Genomic DNA, 16,321 nt, shown 5'->3' with positions numbered 1-16,321 from the left:
GCGCGACTTGCTCGTAAAATCTTTTATCCGTATCAACAAAAAAGCAGACTTATAGGTCTGCTTTACATTTTATCTAGTCAACAATGCCAATTTCTATGCCAATGCCAATAAATGAAATAATTTTTATTAGTGCGGTAGTGCAGCAACTTGAGCAGATGAAAGCTGTCCAGCCAAGGCAGGTGTATCTTTTGCCAACATTGCTTGCGCCGCTGAAGGAGACAATACTCCCGATGACCTTGGGCGAGCTTTAACTAAAGGTGCAGGGATAATTCGTCCTTTCACTTTTGGTGAAGGGGCATTATTTCCTAATATACGGCTGTTAATACAAGCACGAATTTCATCAATAGTATAATTTGGCTTAACTTTAATACGAATATGTGGAATGGCCGCTGCTTCAAGCGCACCGCTAACAAACCAGTCTTTTTTAACTTTGTAGCCTTTACCTTGGGTGTCGACTAAATCAATTACACCAAGTAACTTCATGCTATCGCGCTCACAAATCACAAAATCTAAATACTTACTATTGGCATTGTTTGATGCGGTTTGGCCAGCTCGTTTTGAAACACCATTTCGAATACTGACAATATCAGCAAGCTTAACCCGATTGATAATACGATATCTTGAGCCCATTGCTTGCTCAACAAGGTTTTGAAAGTTTTTTTCTGCTGGAGTGAACAGGGCAGTTTTACGATCGAAAGGAAAGGGGAAACTATTATCGTTTAAGCGGCTCGCAAGCATACCAACAATAACAATTAGGCTGATCATGGCAAATAGAATAAGTTCCATATACATCTCCGGCAGTTCAATTTCTTGACGTTTATCTTAGTTAACTTGATAAAGCAAAAAATGAGCCAGAGATGGAACTATGAGTTCGTTAGTGAGTTAATAATAGTAACTTTCGTTATAAATATTATTAACTCATTGATTTCAAACGGTTAGATATGATACTTATTGGCGGCTATTCTGGGTATTTAGCTGCTAATGCGCTATAAAGCTGTTGCTGAAAGTCGTCAGCGCTGGTGTCGAGCGTAGTCACCAAATTGGCTAGCACTTCGTTGTCTTCTTCACCGTGCCATATTTTGATATAGCTGCCTTCTTTATAACCATGGTCTTGACGGAAAAAGTTTAAGGTGTTTTTTCCAACATACTGACGAAAAAGTTCATCTAAGTCCATCGCCATTAAACGCATACAATCTGCAAGTGCAACCGCATTAAATGCTTTATCAGCTACGGCTGCAGAGGCAAGGCTTTCTAAGGCGATTTTAAAGTCTTGTTGACCGCTACTCTGAGTTAATTCAGTGGCTAAAGTTTGGGTAATGTTTTCTACTGAGTCGCCAGACATTAAACGTAAACTTAAGCCAAAATGAAAAATATCCACTAATTCTAACTGTACTTGAGCAACGTCAATTTCTTGGTGTTTCCACCACTTCCAACCATGGTGATCTAGCATTTCTGCACACTCAACCCAAATGGCACGATACCATTCGTAATTGTTATCTCGCCAAGTTTCGCTAACGCGTGAGTTCATGGCATCTTGCATTGATAACATTTGGGTAATTTGGTTTTTTGCCGTGTTTAGTAAATCGCTCATGCTTTTCTCTATTCTATCGGTATTTGTAAGGTACTTGCTCATAGTTTGCTAGAGCAAGAGTAAACTTTGTGGTTAAAGTTTTCCACGATTAATGGCATTATATAACAATAACATCACCGTGCAGGAATATTATTTTTGACAGCTCAAATTCCCCCTAAAGTTTCAACTGAAGTGCAAAGTGAAGCATTACGCATCGCCAAAGGCACGCAAAAGAAAGCACAAACTAAAGAGCAAACCAAATTAATTGCTCAAGGTATCGAAAAAGGTATTAGCGAATATAAGAAGCAACAAAAGGTAAAGTCTCGCGAGCGAGACAAGCAACGTAAAAAGACTGTTGCAGTGAAAACTGAAACAACGGAGTCATCATTGGTAAATAGCCAACAAAAACAAGCTTCAAGCAGCAGTATTAGCGCATTAGGTATTTTACCCTGGTTGCTGTTATTGGTGAGTTGGGGCTATTTTCTGCTCGCTAACTAAATAGCGACGAATAGCGAAACTAGTCGTTTATTTAAGAAAAACCTTGAGCTATTAATTTCAAGGCATCAACCGATTGGCTGGGTTTTTAAATATGACTTTTAGCGTATCGTTTAGCGCGGTGATAAATGAATACCCGCGATCATGCAGCGAATTGAACCTCCCGCGAGCTCTATAGTGCTAACGTCGATAGGCACAAGCTTTGCACTTTGCGCTATTAATTGAGTTTGCTCAGCCGTTAAAGCGTTAAAGGCTGTAGTTGATAAGGCCAATATGCGACCGTTATGGGTTGTCAGCTCAATTGCATTACCGCAAAAGTGAGAAATTTGCGACTCTGCAAGTTCGATTACATCGCGACCAGAGGCTTGAAAGCGCTGAATTATTTCTTCTCTACGGGCATTATTTTTGATCATCTCAGGTGCCATTAAAACAAACTCGGTGGCAATACACATTAAAACATTGGTGTGATACACACTTTCGCCAGCGTTGTTACAGGCGTCAAACAGCATGGGCTCGTAATTAAAGTGTGTGCAAAAACGTTCAAGCGCTAGCGAGTTAGCGCGTTTTGACTGCACGGCATAAGCGACTCTATCAAGATGGTCAAGTACCATAGCACCAGTGCCTTCTAAATAAATATTGTCTTGCTCTAATCCAGAGTAATCAACAATGTCTTGCACACGATAGCTTTGTTTCAGCATTTCAATAATATCGCTGCGTCGTTCTAAGCGACGATTTTTAGCATACATAGGGTAAATAGCAATATGGCCACCGCTATGGGTTGAAAACCAATTGTTTGGAAATACGGAATCAGGCGTTTTCGTGCTTTCATCTTCAAACATATGCACGTTAATGCCATGGCTTTCAAGGGTAACTTGAGCTTGACTGATCTCTTTATAAGCCATTTTGGCGATCTGGTTGGCTGATTTAGTTAACTCAGTTGCCTGAAAACTATTATCTGCCAACGTTTGAGGATTGGGCAAAAAATGATGTGGCCTGATCATGATGACACTATGCGGTGCTTGTGGGTTTATAATGCTCAACGAACTTATCTCAATTGCTACGAAATTAAGCCGATAGTGTAATTATTATTTTTGTTAGTTAACATGTCATTTATACTGTGTTTATGTGTTATTTTTTATCATTTTGTAAGGCTGCGTTGTCATTATGTCAAGTTCAAGTTCAAGTTCAAGTCTAAGTCTAAGTATAAATAAAAGACCCTACCTGCATGATCAATTGGATCAGCAATTAATCTCTTTATTACGTGAAGATGGCAGAGCGTCAGTTTCTAATTTATCTAAGCTGTTAAAAGTATCACGCGGCACAGTACAAAATCGCATTGAGCGCTTAGTATCGTCAGGGGCTATTCTAGGTTTTACGGTAAGAGCACATGAGGCGATAGAGGCAGGATCGGTAAAAGCCATTATGCTGATAGAAGTGGTAGGGCGTTCAACCACACAAGTTATCAAGGCTTTAAAGGGCTTGCCACAATTAACTAAGTTACATACCACTAATGGTTCGTGGGATTTAGTCGCCGAGCTGCAAACCATTAACCTCATTGAGTTTGATCATGTATTAGCGCAAGTGCGGATGATTGAAGGCGTGCTTAATAGCGAAACTAGCATTTTATTGACCTCGGCTTAATTTTTCTGATCTTGCGTAGCTTTATAAAATTTCAGCCATTATGAAGCGCGTGAAATTAATATTGATAGCGCGCGCGAAGCCATGCATTGGTATTTTTTTCGAGCTGTCCGAAAAATGAAAACTCATCTTCGCCAAAAAATACGTTGGCACCGGCACTAAATAACCACTGGTCATTATATTGATAGTTAACTGAGGGCTTAAGGTAACCGTCTTTATCGCTAGGCGAATAAAAGGCAAATATTGAGTAAGTAAGCGTTTGCCTTAGTGCGCGGTAGCTCAAGCGTAAAGTGAGTAAATGACGATTTTCAGCAACCACTTGCTCTGGTGATTGGCTATTTGTAACCAGTGCTTGATAGTGCTTAGTGCGCTCGAGATAATACTGCATGTTAGCGGTTAGGTTTTTTGCTAACTCACGCTCAAAGCCGATTAAGAATTTGTGCTGACCATTGGCGATCATATTATTGCTGCCTTCGCTATCTTCAATACTGTTATAGCTGGCGTATTCAAGATGTAAAATACCGCCCTTAAACGGGGTTATTGCACTGACACCCCAAGTATTAAGTGCTGGAAAGTAGGCTTGGCTTTGCATAGCACTAGTTGCAGATTGCTTTGTGCCTTCAGGCGTAGGCCAAAAGCCTTGATAACCATAAAGTGAAACTTCGATATCATTAATGCGGGTATTTAAGCGAGCAGCCCACTGTGCTTTGTTGGTTTTGTCGACGGAAAAACCGTTTGCAGGCGCCACTATTTGCTGTGCTTGAGGCGAATAAAACGAGAAGCGCTCGCCGTTGATATAGTTATCGTGAGTGAATTCTGGTGTCCATACTAAGGTGAAATTTACCGCGTTATAGAACCAGTTAGTTCTAATACTATTTGAGGGAGCTTTTAAGTATTCATCAGCGCGACCAGAGAAAAATGACTGCCAGTCTTTCGCAAATAAATCATTGAGAAATAAATAATCCCCGTGCCCCAGGTTAATACTTGTCGGCCAGCTTTTATGTCGACAAAACTAAAGGGACTTGCACTAATGCTTAGCTCTCGGGTTTGGAAAATAGTGTTTGCTAATACGCCATCGTAGTAACTGTCTAACTTGCCGCTTACATCAAACAGTTCGTGGCTATAATCAATATTTACTCTTGCTTTAAGCTCGTTCAGCGATGCGTTATTTTCAGTAACATTAGTTTGTAAAAACTGCCCGTGAGCAGCTTCAACAAAACCGGTGACTTGCCATGGCGAAGCAGGTGCCTGTTCAGCCCAAGCGTCGGTCCAGTCATCGTTATTCTCGCTGCTTGCACTCGCGCTTGTACTGACAAGTAACAAGGAGATATTGAGCAATAGGGCGTTAATTAGCGCTAAATTATTAATGATTTTCACCTTTAAGATAAAGCATTATCGATTAATCTAACCAAGCTTTCGGTGGCGTGCGCATACTGCGCTCACTGAAAATATTATCGGGTAAGCCAAGGTTATATTTCACATTTCGAAACTGCATTTCGGTATAGCTATTATTACTTAAGTTAGTAATGCGTGATTTCATCACGGTAGGAATACCATTAATGTCTTGTACCAGCAGTACGGTCATTTTACGCATAGCCTGGTTATTTCTATCAAAATAAATTGTTTCCGTTGGGAGAAAATTTTGCTTATCAATTTTGACGGTATAACTGTTAAATTCAACACTTTGTTGATCTTTTGGTATGGCGGAAATGGTGTATGTGGTTTTGTCTTCACTGACTAAGGTAAAGTTATCTTCGTTAGGGTTACGGCCTGAAACATCTTCATAGTAAAAGTGCGAACCGACAAAAGAAGTGCGTTTATCACCCGCTGAAATACGTTTTACCAGATCGAGTGCTGGTAAAAATAACCAACGGTTGTCGTCGCTTTTAAGTTGTTTTTCGACTCGGAAAACGGTGTCTTTTACATTACTTGGCTGAGAAAAAAACACCAGCATATTTTGATCGCCAAGATCGTGTACGTCTTTACGTAATATAGTGAATTGTCGCATTTGGCGATTACCGTTTTCATCGACAATAATCATTCGTGCTTCAGCGCTACCATCTTCGCCGGCGTAATAAGCAGCTAGGTTCGCTTGGTCGATTATGTTGTTAACTTTGCTTGTTGTAGTGTTTATTGTTGTATTCAGAGTTGCGTTCAGAGTTGCATTAAGAGTAGCGTTTTCATTGGATAACCTAGGTGCTACTTCAGCATGTAGATTAACATGACTGGCCAAAAATAAACTCAGCGTCAGCACAACTTTACTGCTGTGTTTTACGGCTTTCATCATTTGATTGCTAAAGGTAATGGTCATTATATTGTCCTTATGAATGCTGTATTTTTTTATCGGCTTTAAGTGTGCTGCGCTTAGCGAACAGCGTTAACAGTGCTGGCAGTAACACCAAGGTCACTAATGCCGATAAAATCATGATGCTCGCTAAGAAAAAACCTACCGTGATATAGGGCATAAGTGGCGATAACAACAAGGGTGTAAAGCCAATCGCTATTACGATTGCATTGCGAGTAATAGCGCGACTTGGCTCTTGAAACATAGCGGCTAATGCGGCGCTAAGGCTTTGTTTTTCAGTTTCAAGTTCACGAACGCGCTGAATAAAATGTATGGCAAAGTCAATTGATAAACCTAAGGTTAAAGCTGATAACACAGCAATAGGCATGTCATACGCTTTTCCTAGCCAACCCACCAGGCCATAGATCATAGTGATGGTAAAGGTCAGGGGTAGCATGGCCAAAATACCATATTTAATCGACCTAAATAACAGCATCATCATGATAAAAACGATAACAAATGACGACAGTAAGCTGTCGATCATGCCGCTAACCATCGCGTCTTGCCAAACAACATTGAGGTATGATTTACCGGCCCATTGATGCTGAACGCTGATAGGTGGTGGATTTTCACTGATGTAGTTGTCTACCCAACTTACCACGTTTGCCATGTGTTGGTTGTCGCCGCTGGTCATTTGCAGCCATAAAAGCGTGCGTTGGTAATTAGGGCTAACAAAGTGCCATAAATCTTGTGGACGATGGGAAGACTGAAATTGCAACAAGGTTTGTGCGACACCATTGCTGCTATTTGGAATCGCGAAATCTTTATCATCGCCTGAGTTAAGCTCACGATTCACGGTGCTAATAATATCGGTCAAGCTGTTTACTTTACCGACATCGCCGTTATTAACTAAGGCAGTTTGTAATTTAGCCAACCAATTAAGCATGGCAGGGTCAGTAAATATTTTTTGGGCATTATTGGCTTGCTCGCTAACACTATAAAGCTGTTCGAGCCAAGGTTGCTCTTGGGCGCTGGCACTAAAACTAAAGTCATCAAGTTGGATCAATAAATCTTGCGTGAAGAAGCTAGTTTTTTCATTTTCATCGCTATTTAGCCACTGATTGTAGGCTAGAGATATGGCCGTTTTCGTTGCGCCGTTATTTGCCGCATTTAGGATAGTATTAAAATTGGCTAAGGCATCTTGTTGCTGTAGGTTGTTGTTGTTGTTGTTGCTAAACACTAACCATGCGTCATAAGTACCGGCAAAATGTTCATTAAGCACTTTATCGGCGATACGAATTTCATGATCGGCTTTGAACCAATTGACCGGGTTATCATTAATAATAATACGGTTAACACCAACCACACTAACCACAAACAAGGCGATAAAAGTAATTAAAATAAGCTTGGTACGTTTAACTGAAAATGCGCCCAACTTTTCTAAGCTGTTCGCTAATCGACCCTTTTGTTCCATTAACTGAATAGCCTTTTGTAACTTGGCTAAGGTTTCAGGTTTCATGCGTGTAATGTAGGCTGGGATATAAGTAATGGTTAAAACAAAAGCCAATAGAATACCGGTGCCGATAAAGGCGCCAAACACTTTTACTGGCGGAATAGGCGTTAACATTAAAGAGTAAAAGCCAACCGCAGAGGTAATTGAGGTAAATAGCATAGGTTTGTATAAATGACCCATGACTTTTTTAATGGTTTTAGATGCGTCGTCACCGGCTTTAAAACGGTCAGCAAATTCCGATAAAATATGCACGGAATCGACTACTGCTATAGGCATTAAAAATATCGCGATCATCGACGACATAATATGCACGGTAAAGCCAAAGCCAATTAAGCTCCCCATAATGATCAATACCGTTGCCATGGCAACCACCATAGGGGCAATGATCAGCGCAATATTGCGAAAGAAAAACCACAGTAAAAAGAATATAGCTAAGCCAGCGAGTGGCGCGGCAACGCCCATTTGTACAAACATTTCGTAGCCAAATTGGTCCTCAGCAACAGGTAAGCCAGTAATGTGAAAAGCTAAGTCATTGTGTGTAACGGCTGTAATGTTAGCGGCTAAGGCTCTTATTTGTTCGGCAATAGCATAACTTTGGTCTTTGGCAATAATAGGCACATAAATAGCGATAGCTTTGTCGTCACCTGAAACTAAGGTGTTATTTAACATCGGTAAGCGTTTTACTGCTTGTTGAACTTCTTGGCTAGCTTGTGCGGTAGTTGGCGCTTGTTTCATCAGGTATTCAAATTGAATACCTTGACTAGCACCTTGTTCGTCTGTGAGTTGGCGAATATTATCTACAACAGTTAACGACAGTAAATCTTGGCTGATAACGCCCTCTATTTGCAGAATATCGTCTGTTAACTGCTCAACAATACTTAAGGTGTTCGGGCTAAAAATTGTGTTATTGCTGACTAAGCCAACGACGATCATATCGCGCATTAAAAAGTCAGTTTTTATTTGATTGTGAAAAATACGCGCAGGCGCTTCTTGGCTAAGCATATTTTCTGGATCGGTATCGATTACAATTTTCGGTAACATCGCCAAGCTCAGCAGTGTTATTAGCAATACTATACTGTAGATTACTTTCGGTTTTTCAATAGCGAAGTTTAATATGCGTTGATAATTCAAAATGCTTCCTAGTCTATTATATACCAGCAAAGGTATATTAGATAAATGTAATATACTTTTATATTAGCAGTATCTAATGTAATATCCAACAAGAAATAAAACAGAGATGATTTTCCACCCTAACGTAACTTTTTATGATAAATAATAGTGAGTGATTAATGGCCGAGTTAGCAGCAATTGATATAAACGAAATGCGAGATAATGCGGCACAGGCGGCTGATTTATTGAAGGCGATGAGTAATCAAAATCGATTATTAATATTATGTCATTTAGGTGAAAAAGAAATGTCGGTTAATGAACTGAATAATTTTGTCGATTTAAGTCAATCAAGCTTATCTCAGCATTTAGCGAGATTACGCCAAGATAACTTAGTGAAAACACGTCGTGAATCACAGACTATATTTTACAGTATCGCGAATCCATCGGTGGTGAAACTCATCAGCTTTTTACACAGTGAATTTTGCGCAAAAATCATATAAAAAACCCTATAAGTAAAAGCTTAATCGTTACTAAATAACTTCTTTCTCACCATAGCGCGATATGCTTTCGGCGTTATGCTTAGTGTTTGTTTAAAGAGCCGAGTGAAATTTGCTTGGTCTTGATACCCCACTTGAAACGCCACTTCTTGAATCGATAAATTACTTGCCGCTAATAACTCTTTTGCTGTTTGTATCTTTAATTTTTGCCAATATTGCGTAGCGTTAATGCCAGTAGCAAGCTTGAATCTGCGGGTAAATGAGCGCTGACTAATGTCGAATTGCTTGGCAATATCATTCAGCGTTAATTCAGAGTTCAAGTTCGTTTTTAACCAAAATTGAATTTGGCTAATTAATTCATCGGGGTGTCGATCGACTCCACCTTCTAAGTAGCGTTGTTCCTCGTAAGGTTTTCTGATTTCATGAGAGAAGTTGCGCTCTACCTGTTGAGCAGCGTTTTGGCCGTAAATTTGAAAAATAATATGTACCACAATGTCTGCTAGGGCATTTAAGCTGGCAGCACAGTATGTGCGTTCAGATTGCGTGATAAAAAAATCTGGTTTTAAATCTACTTTTGGATAATCGCGCTTAAATTGTTCAACATAATGCCAATGAGTTGTGGCAGGGTGATGGTCTAAAAGCCCTGCTTCAGCCATAAAGCAAACCCCAGTACCACTGCCAATTAACGTTGAGCCGTTTGACCAAATATCGCTGAGCCAACGCAACATTTTTGGTTGTTTAGCGATTGTAGGTCTAGGATTGCGCCATAAACTTGGAATAAATACAAAGTCGGGTCGCTGTGCATGGTCAATATCAGTATCGGGCAGTAATTTAATTAACGCACGAGTAGATATTGGTTTTATGGTTTCAGCCACCATTTCAATCGACAAGCGTGGCGCATTACGATTTTCTTGCAGCGCTACGGCTTCACCTGCTCGCAGCATTTCGACGGGTAAGCTAACACTGGTAGATAACATATGGTCATAGAGCAACAAGGCTATGTTAATTGTATGGTCTTTATTGCGTTTTTGTTTCGCTTTTAGCACACCTGATCTCATACTATTTAAATGATTTGGCTATATTGACATGTTTTATGGCTATTTATACATATTATTTTTTTGAGATAACTCTTACACTGAGCTATATAAATATATTTGCTTTAATTTTAAGAGATTTTTCATGACTGCGTTACCGATTATAGTTGGCATGGGTGGCATTAATGCTGCTGGTAGAACATCATTTCATCAGGGCTTTCGCCGTATTGTTATTGATAAATTAAATACTGAAGCTCGCCAAGAAACATTTGTCGGCTTAGCCACGTTAATGAATTTATTAACCAGCCAAGACGGCCATTTAGTTGACGCTGAAGGCAATGTTGTCGATAAGTCTGACGTTGAACAACGTTTTGGCGAAGAAATTTTAGCCGGAACCTTGATCCGTAAGATTGAAAATGAACACTTTAACCCTGACGCCACGCCATGGCAGCAAAAACTCACCATGGATACTGGTGAAAACGGTATTAGTTTCGAAACCCGTGCTCGTGATTTACCGAGCCCGTTGCCTCGTTCATGGAAAATTACCGAATTAGAAGATAAACGCGTTCGTGTAGAAATTGCCGGTGAAATTGAAGTTAAACATGACTCAACTCGTGATAACCCAATAAAAGCCGCAGGACAATTCCCGACCGGCTTTAAACCCGCTAGTTTATATAATAGCCGCTACCAACCGCGTGGTTTGCAAGCGACTATTTTTGGCGCTGCCGATGCTATTCATTCTACAGGTTATAGCTGGAATGAAATTGTTGACAGAATTAGCCCGGATGAAATTGGCACTTATTCAGCTTCTGTTTTTGGTCAAACCCAGGCAGAAGGTTTTGGTGGCATGATGCAAAGCCGTCAACAAGGCGAGCGTGTATCAACAAAAAATTTAGCGCTAGGTTTAAATACCATGTCGACTGATTTTATCAATGCTTATGTTACGGGCAGTGTCGGTACAACATTTACCTCTACGGGGGCATGTGCAACGTTTTTATATAATTTAAAAGCGGCCGTACAAGATATTCAAGCAGGTCGCATTCGTTTGGCGATTGTTGGTAGTAATGACTGTGCTGTTACGCCGGAAGTTGTCGAAGGCTTTGGCAATATGAGTGCACTAGCCAATGAAGAAGGGTTGAAAAAAATAGATGGTAATGGTGTTGCTGATCATCGCCGAACCAGTCGTCCATTCGGTAATAACTGTGGCTTTACTATCGGTGAAGCAGCTCAGTTTATTGTGATAATGGATGATGCGTTAACCCTTGAGCTTGGTGCTAATGTTTTAGGCTCAGTGGCTGACGTTTTTACCAATGCTGATGGTATTAAAAAGTCGATTACTGCGCCTGGTCCAGGTAATTATATTACCATGGCGAAGTCAGTGGCATTGGCTAAATCTATTGTCGGTGCTGAATCAGTACAACAACGTAGTTTTATTTTGGCTCATGGTTCAAGTACGCCACAAAACCGTGTTACTGAATCATTAATTTATGACCGTGTCGCAAAAAGTTTTGATATTAATAATTGGCCAGTAGCTGCACCAAAAGCTTTTGTTGGCCACACTATTGGTCCAGCAAGTGGCGATCAGGTCGCGATGGCGCTAGGTGTGTTTGCTCACAATATTATGCCCGGTATAACCACCATTGATAAAGTGGCTGATGACGTTTATAACGAACGCTTAAATATCGCTACTGAGCATTGGTATTGTGACAACATGGATGTGGCATTTATTAACTCGAAAGGCTTTGGTGGTAATAACGCCACTGCGACTTTATTTTCACCAGCCGTAACTTTGGCGATGATAGAAAAACGTCACGGTAGTGATGCCATGGAAAGTTACCATGAGAAAGCTAAGGTTGTAGAACAAGCTAGAATCAAATATCAAACTCAAGCAGATAACGGTGAATTTCAAATAATTTATCGTTTCGGTGATGGCACTCTGATGGATGATGACGTTACCATTACGGATGAAGATATCAGTGTTACTGGTTTCACTAATAAAATTTTGCTACCGATAAAGAACCCATTTGCCGATATGGTTTAATCTTTAAAATAAAGTTCTATCGCTACAAAGCCCTGCAATAACATTGACAGGGCTTTTGTATTTAATGCACTATAAACAATCACTATATGAATAATATACGCGCTGTCATCAAAGCTCTACTGTGGCTTCCATTAGACTTTACTGTAAGGTTAAAGCTGCCTTAATTCTTCAGTTTACTTGATAGCAATTTAATAACGATTGGAGTGTTATATAATATATGGCTATCGTGCCTATTAAGATTGCTCCAACGCTTGACGAAGAAATCGTTCAGGCCGAACCTAATCAAACTCGCTCTGTCATCTTAGCGTTAGCTTTAGGTCTACTCGGCGCATTACTTAATAGTTACCCTATAGAGCTTGCTTATAGTGTTTCATTAGTTATTGGTAATTTGGCGTTTATTATTGCCGCAGCTTATCTCCGTCCCACATTAACCTTACTTTGTGCTGTGATTTGTGTCGCGCCGCTGTTGATTATTTGGGGTCATCCTTATGGCTTTTTAACCTTCGGCTGTGAAGCACTTTTTGTCTCCTATATGCGAAGTCGAGGCAGGTATTTAACCACAGCCGATTTTTTATATTGGCTGATTATAGGCATGCCAATGACCGCGGCGATCATCTGGCTGAATACTACGGAGTCGCAAGAGTACTTAGTGTTCTCCTTATTTAAACAGAGTATTAATGCGGTATTTTATACTGCTTTAGGCGTTATCTTAATTTTTGTATTCAATGATAAATTGAATGTCTGGGTAAAGTCTCAACAACCCAAATTAGTGAAAAACCTGAAACAATACTTACACTATATATTATGGATTATGTCGGCTTTTTTTGTGATTGGTGTGTGTTTGTTTTTAAGCCGTAATTTAAATGCAATACAACAGCAACAAGTTGAAGATAAACTTGATATTAGTAGCCAATATTTAGGACGCATTGTCGAAAATTATGTTGATGACCACAAAAAGGCCGTTGCCCAAATTGCGAATGAATTATCTGTAATTAAACCGAGTAGACACAATGATGCCTTAGTTAAAATTCATCAGCTATACCCAGGTTTTCTCACTATGTTGGTTGCCAATGGTGAGGCGAATATCGTGGCATCTTCACCTCTTTCATTAATGAAAGGTATACCAAAAAGTGGCGCAAGCGTTGCTGATCGGTCTTATTTTACTGAGGCATTCTTTAATCAATCGGTTTATGTCTCGCCGGTTTTCCTTGGTAGAGGCTTTGGCGCTGATGCTATTATTGCTATTAGTGCCCCAATTTATTTCCAAAATAATGCCCAACCGACTGGGATTGTAGAGGGGTCTTTAAACCTCAACTTATTCGATCAAATAAATAGTTCTGCCGCGAGCGATCGAGAGATTGACGTAGTGCTAACCGATGCTAATGACAATGTAATATATGCTGACTCCAACTTAGTATTGTCGACATTTTCTAAATTTAAGTACAGTGTTGAAAAACCTGATATGACACATAACTTCTTGATGATAAATAGTAATAGCTCTAATAATATTCGTTACTTGTATCGCCAAGTAACGTTGAATAATGACTGGAAAATTTTTGTTCTATTTGAACATAGAGAAATCTTAAAGCTAATTGAGCAACAATACTTAACCATTTTTATTTCATTATTTTTAATTTTTGCTTTGGTTATTTTATTAGCGAATCAATTTGCAAACACATTAAATAAACCTTTAGCATTCGCTTTACAAGAGCTTGCCCACGGTGATGGTAAGGCAGGGTATAAAGCAATACCTTATGATGCACCCACTGAATTTTTGACTTTATATGATGAATTACAACAGTCGAAAAAAATATTATTAAAACAACAGTTTATTTTAGAGGAAAAAGTAAATAAACGTACAATAGAGCTTAATAAAGCCAATATCGCGCTGAAAGAGTTAGCCAACAAAGATAGTTTAACAGGCTTATATAATCGTCGTTATTTGGAAAATAAATTTAGTGAACTACAAGCGATACTGTCGCGCAATAATGCTTCGATGGTGGTGGCGATGTTAGATCTGGATCATTTTAAAAAATTGAATGATGAATATGGTCATTTAATTGGTGATAACTGCTTAGCCTACATTAGCGATGTTATGAAACGGAAATTTGATCGTCGTAGCGATATTGTTGCTCGCTTTGGTGGTGAAGAATTTATTATTGTTGCACAATCTGATGATCAAAATGGCGTGTTAAAAAAACTCGAAGAGTTTCGTGAAGAAATAGCACAGCATAGCTTCGAAAATAACGGTCAGTTCACTGTAGGCATTACCATTTCAATTGGTGCTATTACGGCTGACGCTAAGTTCTCTGCCGATATCGATGATTGGATCAGGCTGGCAGACGAAAAACTGTATCAGGCTAAAAACAATGGTCGAAATCAATTATCTAGCAATAATTTAACGAATTTAAGTTAGCATCAAGCTCTACTGATAGGCTAATACCAGATGATTCATTATTTTGTCCTGTATAGATCTAGTTATAGAAATTGAGATAATTTATGAAGTTAGGGGATCAGTAGGTTTGACGCTGGATTAAATAATATAATTATTTAAAACACTGAAATATTTGAGCTAGAGAATGGATGTTACTGCTAGGGATATTTTCTTATTGATATCACTTTACAATGCAGCGAGTGCCACATTGTAAAGTGAGTTATATCAATTGATATTATTTATGCTTCTTTTTCTTGGGCTGTCATAACAAAATCAAGTATGCCAATTGCCGCTTTGCGACCTTGGTCAATCGCGGTTACCACTAAGTCTGAACCTAGCACCATGTCGCCACCGGCAAAGATGTTCTCTTTACTAGTTTGTAAAGCAAAACTGGTGTTATCGGCAGCAATTACACGACCTCTGGCGTCAACTTCAACTCCAGCATCTTTCATCCATTGTGGTGGGCTTGGCATAAAGCCAAAAGCAATAACCACGGCATCTGCTGGCATGATGAACTCGGAGCCTTCAATCGCTTCTGGATTGCGTCGACCTTTCGCATCAGCTGCACCCAGTTGTGTTTTAATAAATTTAACCCCGCAAGCATCGCCGTTATCGTCAGTCGCGATATCGATGGGCTGAATATTAAACTGAAAATCTACACCTTCTTCTTTCGCATTTTGTACTTCGCGTGGCGAACCTGGCATATTTGCTTGGTCGCGGCGATAAGCACAAGTAACTTCAGTGGCACCTTGGCGAATAGAGCTACGGACACAATCCATCGCGGTATCACCACCACCCAATACCACAACTTTTTTACCTGAAAAGTTAACATAAGGCTTGGCGTTTGCATTGCCATCTTCTTGTGAAAGTTTCATGAGCTTTTGCGTGTTGGCAATTAAAAAGTCTAGTGCGTTATAAACACCAGGTGCTGATTCATTTTCGAAACCACCGGTCATGTCGGTATACGTGCCAAGGGCTAAAAATACCGCGTCAAACTCATTGCTGATGTCAGCAAAACTGATATCAACACCGACATTAATATTTAAGCGAAACTCAATCCCCATGCCTTCAAGAATTTCCCTACGCGTTTGAATAACGTCCTTTTCTAATTTAAAAGATGGGATGCCAAAAGTAAGCAAACCACCAATTTGGGCGTGCTTATCAAACACCACGGCTTCGACCCCGTTTCTGGTTAATACATCAGCACAGGCTATACCCGCTGGGCCAGCGCCAATAATGGCGACACGCTTACCAGTGGCAATAACTTGGGATAGATCAGGTTTCCAGCCTTGTGCTATAGCAGTATCAGTAATATATTTTTCAATATTCCCGATAGTAACAGCACCAAAGTCATCATTAAGGGTACAAGCTGACTCACAGAGTCTATCTTGTGGGCAAACACGGCCACACATTTCAGGTAAACTGTTAGTTTCGTGACACAGGTCAGCTGCTTCCATTATTTTGCCGTCAGTAACCAGCTCTAGCCATTGCGGAATATAGTTGTGCACTGGGCACTTCCATTCACAATAAGGGTTACCACAATCTAAACAGCGGTCGGCTTGACCGGCACTTTGATCTTCACTTAAAGGTTGATAAATTTCGACAAAATTAATTTTCCGCTGTTCGATCGCTTTTTTAGGCGGGTCGATACGTTTTACGTCGATAAATTGGTATATATTTTTACTCATGAGCTAGCTTCTCCAAT

14 protein-coding genes are annotated in these 16,321 nt (G+C 39.9%); 5 read left to right on the top strand and 9 right to left on the bottom strand.

Annotated features, from left to right (window positions below):
• Window positions 1-126 precede the first annotated feature (126 nt).
• A complete protein-coding gene (locus A3Q33_RS06660) occupies window positions 127-786 on the bottom strand; it encodes a DUF2726 domain-containing protein (RefSeq protein WP_081179271.1) in 660 nt (219 codons plus the stop codon).
• A gap of 172 nt (window positions 787-958) precedes the next feature.
• Window positions 959-1,591 (bottom strand): dUTP diphosphatase, encoded by a 633-nt coding sequence (locus A3Q33_RS06655; RefSeq protein WP_081179270.1) that lies wholly within the window; start codon window positions 1,589-1,591, stop codon window positions 959-961.
• A gap of 135 nt (window positions 1,592-1,726) precedes the next feature.
• Between A3Q33_RS06655 and A3Q33_RS06650 the strand changes: the two genes are divergently transcribed.
• Complete coding sequence (locus tag A3Q33_RS06650) at window positions 1,727-2,068, top strand: DUF2956 family protein (RefSeq protein ID WP_502687225.1); 342 nt, start codon at window positions 1,727-1,729, stop codon at window positions 2,066-2,068.
• Window positions 2,069-2,178: 110 nt separating this feature from the next.
• On the opposite strand, the gene ctlX is transcribed toward A3Q33_RS06650, so the two are convergent.
• The gene (gene ctlX, locus A3Q33_RS06645) at window positions 2,179-3,105 is read right to left on the bottom strand and encodes a citrulline utilization hydrolase CtlX (protein ID WP_155866716.1); all 927 of its coding nucleotides are present in this window, start codon (window positions 3,103-3,105) and stop codon (window positions 2,179-2,181) included.
• 124 nt (window positions 3,106-3,229) lie between these two features.
• Between ctlX and A3Q33_RS06640 the strand changes: the two genes are divergently transcribed.
• Window positions 3,230-3,706, top strand: coding sequence for an Lrp/AsnC family transcriptional regulator (locus tag A3Q33_RS06640; RefSeq protein WP_081179268.1), 477 nt, complete (start codon window positions 3,230-3,232; stop codon window positions 3,704-3,706).
• A 55-nt stretch (window positions 3,707-3,761) separates the two neighbouring features.
• Here A3Q33_RS06640 and A3Q33_RS06635 read toward each other — a convergent pair whose 3' ends face one another.
• The 4 genes from A3Q33_RS06635 to A3Q33_RS06620 form a co-directional block, all read right to left on the bottom strand.
• The gene (locus A3Q33_RS06635; protein WP_081179267.1) at window positions 3,762-4,451 is read right to left on the bottom strand and encodes a hypothetical protein; all 690 of its coding nucleotides are present in this window, start codon (window positions 4,449-4,451) and stop codon (window positions 3,762-3,764) included.
• 140 nt (window positions 4,452-4,591) lie between these two features.
• The gene (locus tag A3Q33_RS06630) at window positions 4,592-5,080 is read right to left on the bottom strand and encodes a hypothetical protein (RefSeq protein ID WP_081179266.1); all 489 of its coding nucleotides are present in this window, start codon (window positions 5,078-5,080) and stop codon (window positions 4,592-4,594) included.
• A gap of 22 nt (window positions 5,081-5,102) precedes the next feature.
• Window positions 5,103-6,014, bottom strand: coding sequence for an outer membrane lipoprotein-sorting protein (locus tag A3Q33_RS06625; protein ID WP_231295795.1), 912 nt, complete (start codon window positions 6,012-6,014; stop codon window positions 5,103-5,105).
• A 10-nt stretch (window positions 6,015-6,024) separates the two neighbouring features.
• Complete coding sequence (locus tag A3Q33_RS06620) at window positions 6,025-8,631, bottom strand: efflux RND transporter permease subunit (protein ID WP_231295794.1); 2,607 nt, start codon at window positions 8,629-8,631, stop codon at window positions 6,025-6,027.
• Between the two features lie 158 nt (window positions 8,632-8,789).
• Here A3Q33_RS06620 and A3Q33_RS06615 point away from each other — a divergent pair, with 158 nt between their 5' ends.
• Window positions 8,790-9,110: an ArsR/SmtB family transcription factor gene (locus A3Q33_RS06615; RefSeq protein WP_231295793.1), complete on the top strand. Its 321-nt coding sequence runs from the start codon at window positions 8,790-8,792 to the stop codon at window positions 9,108-9,110.
• 20 nt (window positions 9,111-9,130) lie between these two features.
• Here A3Q33_RS06615 and A3Q33_RS06610 read toward each other — a convergent pair whose 3' ends face one another.
• Window positions 9,131-10,165, bottom strand: coding sequence for a GlxA family transcriptional regulator (locus A3Q33_RS06610; RefSeq protein WP_081179265.1), 1,035 nt, complete (start codon window positions 10,163-10,165; stop codon window positions 9,131-9,133).
• Window positions 10,166-10,286: 121 nt separating this feature from the next.
• Between A3Q33_RS06610 and A3Q33_RS06605 the strand changes: the two genes are divergently transcribed.
• Together A3Q33_RS06605 and A3Q33_RS06600 are read left to right on the top strand one after the other, a co-directional pair.
• A complete protein-coding gene (locus A3Q33_RS06605) occupies window positions 10,287-12,182 on the top strand; it encodes a beta-ketoacyl synthase (protein WP_081179264.1) in 1,896 nt (631 codons plus the stop codon).
• A gap of 217 nt (window positions 12,183-12,399) precedes the next feature.
• Window positions 12,400-14,598 (top strand): sensor domain-containing diguanylate cyclase, encoded by a 2,199-nt coding sequence (locus A3Q33_RS06600; protein WP_081179263.1) that lies wholly within the window; start codon window positions 12,400-12,402, stop codon window positions 14,596-14,598.
• 257 nt (window positions 14,599-14,855) lie between these two features.
• Here A3Q33_RS06600 and A3Q33_RS06595 read toward each other — a convergent pair whose 3' ends face one another.
• Entirely contained in the window at window positions 14,856-16,304 is a 1,449-nt protein-coding gene (locus tag A3Q33_RS06595) for a glutamate synthase small subunit GltD family protein (RefSeq protein ID WP_081179262.1), read from the bottom strand.
• Between the last annotated feature and the right edge of the window lie 17 nt (window positions 16,305-16,321).

The organism is Colwellia sp. PAMC 21821, from assembly GCF_002077175.1.
Taxonomy (GTDB): Bacteria; Pseudomonadota; Gammaproteobacteria; order Enterobacterales; family Alteromonadaceae; genus Cognaticolwellia.
This window is presented reverse-complemented; position numbering and strand designations above follow the sequence as displayed.